Source organism: Mesorhizobium sp. WSM4830 (assembly GCF_055811495.1).
Window position 1 is genome coordinate 46,159 of sequence record NZ_JBVVQI010000033.1, and the last position, 11,249, is coordinate 57,407.

General features: G+C 63.0%; 8 protein-coding genes. 3 read left to right on the forward strand and 5 right to left on the reverse strand.

Features of this window, described 5'->3' with window-relative positions; translation table 11 throughout:
- Positions 1 to 43: 43 nt before the first annotated feature.
- From AC0L2Y_RS29235 to AC0L2Y_RS29250, 4 genes are all read right to left on the reverse strand, one after another.
- Entirely contained in the window at positions 44 to 721 is a 678-nt protein-coding gene (locus AC0L2Y_RS29235; RefSeq protein ID WP_473561250.1) for a DUF1345 domain-containing protein, read from the reverse strand.
- 5 nt (positions 722 to 726) lie between these two features.
- Positions 727 to 1,194: a YaiI/YqxD family protein gene (locus AC0L2Y_RS29240; RefSeq protein WP_473561252.1), complete on the reverse strand. Its 468-nt coding sequence runs from the start codon at positions 1,192 to 1,194 to the stop codon at positions 727 to 729.
- A gap of 66 nt (positions 1,195 to 1,260) precedes the next feature.
- The gene (gene gfa / locus AC0L2Y_RS29245) at positions 1,261 to 1,830 is read right to left on the reverse strand and encodes an S-(hydroxymethyl)glutathione synthase (protein ID WP_473561254.1); all 570 of its coding nucleotides are present in this window, start codon (positions 1,828 to 1,830) and stop codon (positions 1,261 to 1,263) included.
- Positions 1,831 to 1,897: 67 nt separating this feature from the next.
- Positions 1,898 to 3,025: an S-(hydroxymethyl)glutathione dehydrogenase/class III alcohol dehydrogenase gene (locus AC0L2Y_RS29250; RefSeq protein WP_473561255.1), complete on the reverse strand. Its 1,128-nt coding sequence runs from the start codon at positions 3,023 to 3,025 to the stop codon at positions 1,898 to 1,900.
- A 212-nt stretch (positions 3,026 to 3,237) separates the two neighbouring features.
- On the opposite strand from AC0L2Y_RS29250, the gene AC0L2Y_RS29255 reads away from it, so the two are divergent.
- Positions 3,238 to 5,250 (forward strand): acetyl-CoA carboxylase biotin carboxylase subunit, encoded by a 2,013-nt coding sequence (locus AC0L2Y_RS29255; protein WP_473561256.1) that lies wholly within the window; start codon positions 3,238 to 3,240, stop codon positions 5,248 to 5,250.
- A 495-nt stretch (positions 5,251 to 5,745) separates the two neighbouring features.
- Positions 5,746 to 9,273, forward strand: a complete 3,528-nt coding sequence (dnaE, locus tag AC0L2Y_RS29260) for a DNA polymerase III subunit alpha (RefSeq protein WP_473561258.1) — start codon at positions 5,746 to 5,748, stop codon at positions 9,271 to 9,273.
- A 119-nt stretch (positions 9,274 to 9,392) separates the two neighbouring features.
- Here dnaE and AC0L2Y_RS29265 read toward each other — a convergent pair whose 3' ends face one another.
- Positions 9,393 to 10,274, reverse strand: coding sequence for a DMT family transporter (locus tag AC0L2Y_RS29265; RefSeq protein WP_473561260.1), 882 nt, complete (start codon positions 10,272 to 10,274; stop codon positions 9,393 to 9,395).
- 173 nt (positions 10,275 to 10,447) lie between these two features.
- Here AC0L2Y_RS29265 and AC0L2Y_RS29270 point away from each other — a divergent pair, with 173 nt between their 5' ends.
- Positions 10,448 to 10,954, forward strand: a complete 507-nt coding sequence (locus AC0L2Y_RS29270; RefSeq protein ID WP_352493120.1) for a hypothetical protein — start codon at positions 10,448 to 10,450, stop codon at positions 10,952 to 10,954.
- Positions 10,955 to 11,249: the final 295 nt, after the last annotated feature.

Here is an 11,249-nt window from a genome sequence, read left to right on the forward strand (position 1 = left end):
TACGTCGCCAGCTTAAGCGATGTTTCACCCGATCACGGATTTATTACGGACTGCCGAGGCTGACGGCGAGATTGACCGCGGCTGCCACGATGACCGTGTTGAAGAAGAACGACAGGATCGAATGCACAAGCACGACACGGCGCATTTGCGAGGTCGTGATGTTGGTGTCGGCGGTTTGCGCCGTCATGCCGATCACTGTCGCAAAATAGAGGAAATCCGAGCCTTCCGGCCGTTTGCCGCCCGGGAAGTCGAGGCCGCCGACCGGAATTTTCTTTTTGGTGTCGCCATCCATCGCATCGCCGTCCAACCAATAGAGATGCGCGTAGTGAAGCGCCGCCATCGCATGGATGGTCAACCAGCCAAGCGGGATAGCCAATAACGCGACCGTAAGCTCGACGGGATCCGCGCTCTTCTCCCTGTTGATCAATTGAAACAACGAGATGATGGCAATAGCGACGACAACCAGCGTGACCGCGAAGATCGCCAGCACCGGCAGGTCCGTCTCGCCTGCATTCTTGCGCAGATAGCTGCCGGTAAGCCGCGGCATGTGGGCGACGACAAGACAGAGATAGGCGGCAAAGAACGCATTGGCACCGATCGAATAGGCAAGCGGCGCACGCCAGATCAGCGCTGCGCCGAAGGCTGCCACCCCGATGCAGGCCGACACCGCGAACGGCGTGTGGCGTTGCATGGGCATTTTGGTCGGGGTGCCGGTCGTCATGGTTCTCAGTCCGCTGCGGCCGATTTCAGCGCTCGCCGCAAGATGCGGTCAAGCTCGCCAAGGAACCGCGAGCGGTCCTGCGGCGCGAAGCTCGAATTGTAGCCCTTACTTTCGCCGGTCTCGCGCAGATGCTGCTTGAGGTCGCGCATCGCCACCGCCATGCCGATTGTTTCCGGCGTAAACGGGCGTCCCGTCGGGCCGAGCACATGGGCGCCAAGCGCCACCGCGCGGGCGGCAAGCGGGATGTCGGCGGTCACCACGATGTCGTTGGACCGGGCATTTTCGACGATCCAGTCGTCGGCGGCGTCCGCACCCTTGGAGACGACGACATTGCGGATCATCGGATCGCGCGACGGACGCAGACCGCCATTGGAGACGAAGGTGACGACGATGCCGTGCCGCTCGGCGACTTTTTCGACCTCGGCCTTCACCGGGCAGGCATCGGCATCGACGAGAATGGCGGGTGCGGGCATCGTTGTTCCAAATGTGAAAGAGCCGGGCGATGTCGCCCGGCTCGATCGATGATAGTCGAGCGGCTACTAGGCCGGCAAGGCGCCGGATCTCTTGGCCGTCCAGGTGGCGATATAGTCCATCAGGCCGGGATTGAGGCAATCATAAGGTTCGAGCCCGATCGACTTCAGCTGTGACCGGATACCGTCCATGCGGCTCGGATCGACACCGGATTCAATGATCGACGAGACAAAGGCGGTGAAGCCCGGCGGCGACCAGCCGTCTTCCTGGAAGCGTTCCGGATGAATGAAGGACAGCCCCTTGAACGCGTGGTCGCGCTCGACCGGGCCGTGCATGTGGACGCCGCAGCCCGTGCAGGCATGGCGCAGGATCAGCGCGCCCGGATCGACCACCTTCAGCTTGTCGCCGTTTTCGGTCACCGTCACGTCGTTTGTAGCGGCAACCGCCACGACCGAGAACAGCGCGCCTTCCGGCTTCCAGCATTTGGTGCAGCCGCAGGCATGGTTGTGGGCGATCTGGCCCTTGACCTTCACCTTGACCGGGTTGCTGGTGCAGGCGCAGACCAGCGTCCCGCCGGCAAAATCGGGCCTTTCCCGTGGCAGTCCATTGTCGATTTTAGGATGCAGTTTTTCCGGCATTTTTGTCTCCTCCCGTGTTGAACATCTGCATTTTTCGGCCGCTGGTTAGCCGGCGGCTTTCTCCCCCTCAGTAAACCACCACGCTCCTGATCGACTTGCCTTCATGCATCAGGTCAAAGCCCTTGTTGATGTCCTCGAGCTTCAGCGTGTGGGTGATCATCGGATCGATCTCGATCTTGCCGGCCATGTACCAGTCGACGATCTTCGGCACGTCGGTGCGGCCGCGCGCGCCGCCGAAGGCGGTGCCCATCCAGGTGCGGCCGGTGACCAGCTGGAACGGCCGCGTCGAGATCTCCTGGCCGGCGCCGGCAACGCCGATGATGACCGACTTGCCCCAGCCGCGGTGCGACGATTCAAGCGCCTGCCGCATGACTTTGGTGTTGCCGGTGCAGTCGAACGTGTAGTCGGCGCCGCCGATCTGGTCGGCGCCGCGCTTGGTCATGTTGACCAGATGCGCCACGACATCGCCGTCGATCTCCTTCGGATTGACGAAATGCGTCATGCCGAATTTCTCGCCCCAGGCTCGTCTGTCGTTGTTCAGGTCGACGCCGATGATCATGTCGGCGCCGGCAAGGCGCAGGCCCTGGATGACGTTGAGGCCGATGCCGCCGAGGCCGAAGACGACCGCCGTCGCGCCTTGCTCGACCTTGGCCGTGTTGATCACAGCACCGATGCCGGTGGTGACGCCGCAGCCGATGTAGCAGATCTTGTCGAACGGGGCGTCGGCATTGACCTTGGCCACCGCGATCTCGGGCAGCACGGTGAAATTGGAAAAGGTCGAGCAGCCCATATAGTGGAACAGCTTGTCCTTGCCGATCGAGAAGCGCGAGGTGCCGTCCGGCATCAAGCCCTGTCCCTGCGTGGCGCGGATGGCGGTGCACAGATTGGTCTTGCGCGACAGGCAGGACGGGCACTGCCGGCATTCCGGCGTATAGAGCGGGATGACATGGTCGCCCTTCTTGACCGAGGTGACGCCCTTGCCGACGTCGACGACGATGCCGGCGCCCTCATGGCCGAGGATCGCCGGAAACAGGCCTTCCGGGTCGGCGCCCGACAGCGTGAACTCGTCGGTGTGGCAGATGCCGGTTGCCTTGATCTCGACCAGCACCTCGCCATCACGGGGACCTTCGAGGTCGACCTCCATGATCTCCAGCGGCTTTCCGGCGGCGACGGCCACAGCGGCGCGCGTTTTCATCAGGCAATCCTCCCAAGACAGTCTGCAATCCAGGTTAGATTTAACTTACCATTCAGCTCTGCGCTATGCACGAAGCGACGTTCTGACTCGGGATTTTCGTCAGCGCCGGCCGATTTGCATCCGGGATAGGCTCCGACTTGCCTTGACCGGCCCCCTGAAGCCCATAAAACGGGAAGCCCGTAAAAGACGGGCAGTCGAGGGACGAGGCCTGCATGTTCTCAAAGATCCTGGTCGCCAACCGTGGCGAGATCACCTGCCGCGTGATCAAGACGGCGCGCAAGATGGGCATCGCCACCGTCGCGGTCTATTCCGATGCCGACCGCGACGCCGTGCATGTCGAAATGGCCGACGAGGCGGTGCATATCGGGCCTTCGCCTGCTGCGCAAAGCTATCTGGTCCCGGAAAAGATCATCGCCGCCTGCAAGACGACAGGGGCCGAAGCCGTGCATCCCGGCTATGGCTTCCTGTCGGAGCGGGCATCCTTCTGCGAAGCGCTGGAGCAGGAAGGCATCGTCTTCATCGGCCCGAAGCCCAAGGCCATCAAGGCGATGGGCGACAAGATCGAATCGAAGAAGTTCGCGAATGCGGCCAAGGTGTCGACGGTGCCCGGCTGGCTCGGCGTCGTCGAAAACGCCGCCCATGCCGAAAGGATAGCCGGCGAAATCGGCTATCCCGTGATGATCAAGGCCTCGGCCGGCGGCGGCGGCAAGGGCATGCGCATCGCCTGGAGCAAGGCAGAGGTGCGCGACGGCTTCGACCGGGCGCGCTCGGAGGCCAAAAGCTCGTTCGGCGACGACCGCGTCTTCATCGAAAAATTCATCGTCGATCCGCGCCATATCGAAATCCAGGTGCTCGCCGACGCGCATGGCAACACGCTCTATCTCGGCGAGCGCGAATGCTCGATCCAGCGCCGCAACCAGAAGGTCGTAGAGGAGGCGCCGTCGCCGTTCCTCGATGCCAAGACCCGCAAAGCCATGGGCGAGCAGTCGGTGGCGTTGGCCAAGGCCGTCGATTACCAGAGCGCCGGCACGGTCGAGTTCATCGTCGACAGCGACAAGAACTTCTATTTCCTGGAAATGAACACGCGGCTGCAGGTCGAGCATCCGGTGACGGAACTCGTCACCGGCATCGACCTAGTCGAGCAGATGATCCGCGTGGCAGCCGGCGAAAAGCTCGCCATCAAGCAGAGCGACGTCAAGCTGAACGGCTGGGCGGTGGAAAGCCGCCTCTATGCCGAAGATCCGTATCGCAACTTTCTACCGTCGATCGGCAGGCTGACGAAATACCGGCCGCCGGAAGAAGGAAAATTCGGCGAAATCGTCATCCGCAACGATACCGGCGTCACCGAAGGCTCGGAAATCTCGATGTTCTACGACCCGATGGTCGCCAAGCTGTGCACCTGGGCGCCGACACGGCTGGCAGCGATCGATGCGATGTCGGAAGCGCTGGACAGTTTCGTCGTCGACGGCATCGAGCACAACATCCCGTTCCTGGCGGCGCTGATGCAGCATCCGCGCTGGCGCGAAGGGCTGATATCGACCGGCTTCATCGCCGAGGAATACCCCGACGGCTTCGCGCCGATCGTGCCAGACGCCGAGGAGAAGTCGGTGCTGGCCGCGATTGCCACCGCGGTCGAACTTCTGCGCCGCGACCGGCTCGACCGGCTGGGCGGGCGGCTGGCGCCGCATTCGGGCGCCTTGAAACGCGATTGGGTGGTGAAGATCGGCCGGGATTATCTTTCGCTCGCCATCGTCGAAGGCATGATTTCCGTTCCGATGGAGCTCGATCTCACAATCGACGGCGGCAAACCGCTGACCGTGGCATCCGACTGGCGGCCGGGCGATCTCATCTGGCGCGGCACGGTCGGCGGTCGCAAGGTCGCGGCGCAGGTCAGGCCGGTGCTGAACGGATTTCGCATTGCCTGGAAAGGCATGTCGGTGACGGCGCGCGCCATGCTGCCGCGCACTGCCGAACTCGAAAGGCTGATGCCTGAAAAAATCGCGCCGGACACTTCGAAGATGCTGCTCTGCCCAATGCCCGGGCTCGTCGTGTCGATCGCCGTTGTCGAGGGGCAGGAGGTCAAGGCCGGCGAGACGCTTGCCGTGGTCGAAGCGATGAAGATGGAAAATGTGCTGCGCGCCGAGCGCGACCTCATCGTCTCGAAGCTCAACGCCAAGCCCGGCGACAGCCTTGCCGTCGATGCGGTGATCATGGAATTCGCGTGAGGCTGGAAAATCCGCTTCGACGCTGGCCTGGGATGTTGGAGATTAGCGAAAGCCGAGGTGACGGCCAATCTCCCCCCTCGTGGGGGAGATGTCCGGCAGGACAGAGAGGGGCGCGAAGAAACGCGACCAGACAATTCGTTGGGCAACGAGACAGAGTTCGCATTTTTTTGCCGATGCAACGTATTTTGTTCTTGCTTTGTGCCGGCAGCTATGCTACTAATTTCGGTATGGTGCTAATTGGCTCCAACGACCCGCCTTTGAGGCGGGTTTTGTGTTTCCTGGCCGGAGGTTGGCGGGACAGCGCCCCTCTCTGTCCTGCCGGACATCTCCCCCTCTAGTGGGGAGATTGGCAGCTCGGCGGCAGCACTTTTCTGCCGACGAAAGCGATTGCTCCAAGCTCGCTAGGTTCCGATCGCTACCGCTGGACTCGTGTTACCCGGTACCGGACAATACATCTTCATCGACTGAGTCCTTGTGAGGCGGCGCGAAAAAACCATGGCGGATGAGAGACTTCCACGCGATCCCTTGCTGCGCGAGGCCTATGCAAAGGCGTCGCGGGCGGAGGCGGCGGCGCGTCGGTTCATTCATCTGCGCGTGCATTCGGCCTATTCGCTGCTTGAAGGCGCGTTGCAGCTCGGCAAGATCGTCGGCCATGCGGTGCAGGACGAGTGCCCGGCAATCGCCGTCACCGACACCAACAATCTGTTCGGCGCGCTGGAATTCGCCCAGAAGGCGGTAAAGGACGGCATCCAGCCGATCATCGGCTGCCAGATCGATCTCGCCTTTTCCGGCGAGGCGAGCGACAGCCAGCGCGACCGCAGGCGGCAAGGACCGGAGATGCGGCCGGTCGTCCTGATTGCCGCAACCGAGGGCGGCTATAGCAATCTGGTCAGGCTGGTCAGCCGCGTCTACCTCGAGACACCGCCCGGCGAAGCGGTGCATCTGACGAGCGAGATGCTGCAGGGCCACTCCGACGGTCTGATCTGCCTTACGGGCGGGCCGCGCGGTCCGATCGGCACTGCCTTGAAAGAGGATCGCCGCGAACTCGCCGAGACCCGGCTGCTGGCGCTCAAGAGCCTGTTCGGCGACCGGCTCTATGTCGAGCTTGAGCGGGTGTCCGGCTACGACCGCGCGATCGAGCAGTCGTCGGTCGATCTCGCCTACCGCCATGATCTGCCGTTGGTTGCCACCAACGAGGCGTTTTTCTTCTCTCGTGAAGACTATGACGCGCATGATGCGTTGATCGCCATCGCCGAAGGCTCCGTGGTTGCAGCCGACAATCGCCGCCGCCTTTCGCCCGACCACTTCCTGAGAAGCCAGGCCGACATGGCGAGGCTGTTCGCCGACCTGCCGGAAGCAATCGACAACACCGTCGAGATCGCGCTGCGCTGCTCGTATTACCCGAAGACGCGCAATCCGATCCTGCCGCGCTTTGCCGGCCGCGATGTCGCCGACGCCGATGCTGCGGTCAAGGCGGAGGCGCAGGAGCTTGCCAGGCAGGCGCATGAAGGGCTGGAGGCGCGGCTGGCGGCGCACGGGCCGACGCCCGGCTATACCGTCGAGCAATATCGCGAGAGGCTGGATTTCGAGCTCGGCGTCATCGAGAAGATGAAATATCCCGGCTATTTCCTGATCGTTGCCGACTTCATCAAATGGGCCAAGGCGCAAGGCATTCCGGTCGGCCCGGGCCGCGGTTCGGGCGCCGGCTCGCTGGTTGCCTATGCCACGACGATCACCGACATCGATCCGCTGCGCTTTTCGCTGCTGTTCGAGCGCTTCCTCAATCCCGACCGCGTGTCGATGCCCGACTTCGACATCGACTTCTGCCAGGACCGGCGCGAGGAGGTCATCCGCTACGTCCAGCAGAAATACGGCCGCGACCAGGTTGGCCAGATCATCACCTTCGGCACGCTGCAGGCACGCGCGGTGCTGCGTGACGTCGGCCGCGTGCTGCAGATGCCTTACGGGCAGGTCGACAAGCTGAGCAAGATGGTGCCGTCGAACCCGGCCAATCCGGTCAAGCTTGCCGACGCCATCGCCAACGAGCCGCGCTTTGCCGAAGAGGCGGAACGTGAGCCGATCGTGCAGACGCTGCTCGACACGGCGCAGAAGCTGGAAGGTCTTTATCGGCACGCGTCGACGCATGCCGCCGGCATCGTCATCGGCGACCGGCCGCTGTCGGAGCTGGTGCCGATGTACCGCGATCCGCGCTCGGACATGCCGGTCACGCAGTTCAACATGAAATATGTCGAGCAGGCCGGGCTGGTGAAATTCGACTTCCTTGGCCTGAAGACGCTGACGGTGCTGGACAGGGCGGTCAAGCTGATCCGCCGCCGGGGCATCGAGATCGATCTCGCCCACATTCCGCTCGACGACCCCGAGACCTACGCCATGCTGTCGCGCGGCGAGGTGGTCGGCGTGTTCCAGGTGGAAAGTGCCGGCATGCGCAAGGCGCTGATCGGCATGCGGCCCGACTGTATCGAGGACATTATTGCGCTGGTCGCGCTCTACCGGCCGGGGCCGATGGAGAACATACCGACCTACAATGCCAGAAAGCACGGCGAAGAGGAGATGGCGTCGATCCACCCGAAGATCGACCATCTCGTCAAGGAAACGCAAGGCGTCATCGTCTACCAGGAACAGGTGATGCAGATTGCGCAGGAGCTCTCCGGCTATTCGCTGGGCGAGGCCGATCTGCTGCGCCGTGCCATGGGCAAGAAGATCCGCGCCGAGATGGACAAGCAGCGCGAGCGCTTTGTTTCGGGTGCGGTCGACCGCGGCGTCGGCAAGCCGCAAGCCGACTTCATCTTCGACCTGCTGGCAAAGTTTGCCGACTACGGTTTCAACAAATCGCATGCCGCCGCCTATGCTGTCGTCTCCTACCAGACCGCCTATCTGAAGGCGCATTACCCCGTCGAATTCCTGGCGGCATCGATGACGCTCGACACGGGCAATACGGACAAGCTCGCCGATTTCCGCCAGGATGCGCTGCGCCTCGGCATCGAAGTGGTGGCGCCGTCGGTGATGACGTCGTTCCGGGATTTCGAGGTCGGCGAGAACCGCATCTTCTATTCGCTGGCCGCGCTCAAGGGCGTCGGCGACGCGGCGGTCGAGCACATCGTCGCCACGCGCGGCGAAAAACCGTTCAAGAGCCTCGCCGATTTCTGCGAGAGGGTCGATCCGAAGATCGTTGGCAAGCGCGTCTTCGAAAGCCTGATCATGGCCGGCGCGCTCGACTGCTTCGGTCATGACCGCGCGGCGATGATGGCCGGCGTCGAGCGGATGATGGGGCTGGCCTCGCTGGCGCAGCAGAATGCCGTCACCGGCCAGCATGACATCTTTGGCGCCTCGCTCGGCGCACAGTCGCAGGCGCTCAACCTGCCGGCGACCGATCCCTGGCTGGCCGCCGACCGCCTGCACCGCGAATTCCAGGTGGTCGGGTTCTATCTCTCGGCGCATCCGCTCGACGAATACAAGGCGGCGCTGCAGAAAATGCGGGTGCAGACCTGGGGCGAGTTTTCGGCGGCCGTCAAACGCGGTGCTGCCGCCGGCCGGCTCGCCGGTACCGTCACCACCAAGCAGGAGCGCAAGACGCGCACCGGCAACAAGATGGGCGTCGTGCAGTTTTCCGACACCTCAGGCCAGTATGAAGCGGTGCTGTTTTCCGAGGGGCTGGCGCAATACCGCGACCTGCTCGAACCCGGCCGCTCGGTGGTGATCACCGTTTCGGCCGAGGACAGGCCTGAGGGCGTCAATCTGCGCATCCAGACCGTGCAGTCGTTGGAGGAAGAGGCAAGCCGCATCCAGAAAGCGTTGCGCATCTTCGTCAGAAATGACGCACCGGCATCGACAATCCAATCGCAGCTTGGCCAGCGTGGCGACAGTCAGGTGAGCATCATCGTCATCAAGGAAGGCGGCGAGGGCGAGGTCGAGATCGAGTTGCCCAACCGCTACCGCGTATCGCCGCAGATCGCGTCGGCCATGCGCGCGGTGCCGGGCGTGGTCGAGGTGGAATTGGTCTAATGCATGTCGCGCAAAAGTGTGCAGCGGTTTTTGCGATAACGACATGCATCAAAACAGGAACTTAAAGCGCGTCGCATGAGGCCGGTCGAGCGCGACGCGCTTTAAGAGTTTGCGCACGCTTATGAAGCGGCGATCTCCGCCGGTTGCGGTGCTCTCCGCTGCAGGTTGAGCAGATTGCCCATGAGGATCAGCAGGGCGCCGCCGGCGGTGAAGGCGTCGATCTGCTCGTGATAGAGCAGCCATCCGATCACCGCCGACAGCGGCACGCGCAAAAAGTCCATTGGCGAGATCACTGTCGCATCGGCATAGACAAGTGCACGGGCCATGCAGAAATGCGACGACATGCCGGTGAGGGCGATGAGCAGGATCCACGGCCAGAGTTCGAGCGGCGGGTTGCGCCATTCGTAAAGCGCCGGGACCAGGCCAAGCAGCGACTGGATGATCAGCATCCAGAAGATGATGCGCACGACGCTGTCGGTCCGCGTCAGCGACTTGACGAGGACCAGCGAGATGCCGAAGCAGACTGCGGCTCCCAGCACCATGACATGCCCCGGATTGACCGCGCCGACGCCCGGACGCACGATGATCACAACGCCGATCAGCCCGAGCACGATCGCCGCGAGCCGTGGCCGGGAGAGCCTTTCGCCGAGGAAAGCGACCGCCAGCAAAGCGGTCCAGATCGGCGTCGTGAATTCGATCGAGATCAGCACCGCAAGCGGGATCAGCGTCAAGGCGTAGAGCCAGGCAGCCTGGCCGGTATAGTGGACGACGTTGCGGGCGATATGGGCCAGCGGACGCCCGGTGCGCATCGCCGCAAAACCGCCTGACATCACAACCAGCGGCAGCAGGATGAAAAAGCCGATCACCGAGCGCAGCTCGAGCACCTGGAAGACGTTGAGTTCGGCCGTCGTGGCGCGGCCGGCCACCGACATCGCCAGGAACGAGGCGATCGACAGCGCCATCCAGAACGCGGCTTTGGGGATCGAAGGTGCGGGTGCCATGCGGCTATGTCGCAAGCCGGAGCGCTCACCGCAACCGCTAGCCGGCGCATTCGGCTGGGCCAGCCGCGAAGCGTTGCATGCGGTGATGTTGAAGCCGGAACCCGCCGCTGTTGGAAGCGTTGGTCCGTCAGTGTTTGCGTGCTGTGTTTTGGATACCAACGAGGAGCGGTCCGATGAAATCACTTGCACGATTTGTACTTGCCGGCTGCCTGACGGCCGGGGCTGGCGCAGCGCATGCCGACGATCCGGATTTTCTTCGCTCATTCCAGGGGAATTTCGCCGGTAAAGGCATCGTCAAGGTGACCACCGATGCGCCGACGGTGAATGTCTCATGCCGCTTCAATTCCGACGCGACGTCGAGCTCGTTGTCGCTCGACGGCAGTTGCCGCGGTCTTATCGTGGTAACGCGCGCCATCAGCGCGGATCTCAGGTCCAGCGGGACGAAATACAGCGGTACCTATGTCGGATCGCGCACCGGGCCGGCGCAATTGAGCGGCAGCCGCTCCGGCAACGCGATCAATCTCGGCATCCGCTGGGCCAAGGAGGTCAATGGCGATCGCAAGGCGCAAATGACGGTCGAGAAGACCGGCGAGGACGGCATGCGGCTGATCGTCGTCGATACCGATCCGAAAACCGGCAAGAGTGTGGTGACCACCCGGATCGATCTGCGGCGCACGTGATCTTCTCCTCCCTCCCTTCGTCATCCTGGGGCGGAGCAGGAGCGAAGCTCCGTCGCGAAGACCCCAGGATCCATGCCGTTGCCTCGCGGCAGTGCTCCGGCGGACCGAATGCCATCAGCCCGGTCTCGGTTTGCGGTCATAGCCGGTCATTGAACCTTAGCCGGCGCCGTCGCGGAGACAAGCGCCGTGCTGGACCGCTGCATTCTTCGGCTGACGTTACGGCATGATGGGGTGGACGGCCCCCGAAGCGGCATCGATGTGCCAGATTGAGGTCGTATAGAACTTCAATCGAAGG

Bases quoted from the DNA above. Each gene is read 5' to 3' on its own strand.
- AC0L2Y_RS29235 (WP_473561250.1), bottom strand. From the start codon at position 721: ATGACGACCGGCACCCCGACCAAAATGCCCATGCAACGCCACACGCCG.
- AC0L2Y_RS29240 (WP_473561252.1), bottom strand. From the start codon at position 1,194: ATGCCCGCACCCGCCATTCTCGTCGATGCCGATGCCTGCCCGGTGAAG.
- gfa (WP_473561254.1), bottom strand. From the start codon at position 1,830: ATGCCGGAAAAACTGCATCCTAAAATCGACAATGGACTGCCACGGGAA.
- AC0L2Y_RS29250 (WP_473561255.1), bottom strand. From the start codon at position 3,025: ATGAAAACGCGCGCCGCTGTGGCCGTCGCCGCCGGAAAGCCGCTGGAG.
- AC0L2Y_RS29255 (WP_473561256.1), top strand. From the start codon at position 3,238: ATGTTCTCAAAGATCCTGGTCGCCAACCGTGGCGAGATCACCTGCCGC.
- dnaE (WP_473561258.1), top strand. From the start codon at position 5,746: ATGGCGGATGAGAGACTTCCACGCGATCCCTTGCTGCGCGAGGCCTAT.
- AC0L2Y_RS29265 (WP_473561260.1), bottom strand. From the start codon at position 10,274: ATGGCACCCGCACCTTCGATCCCCAAAGCCGCGTTCTGGATGGCGCTG.
- AC0L2Y_RS29270 (WP_352493120.1), top strand. From the start codon at position 10,448: ATGAAATCACTTGCACGATTTGTACTTGCCGGCTGCCTGACGGCCGGG.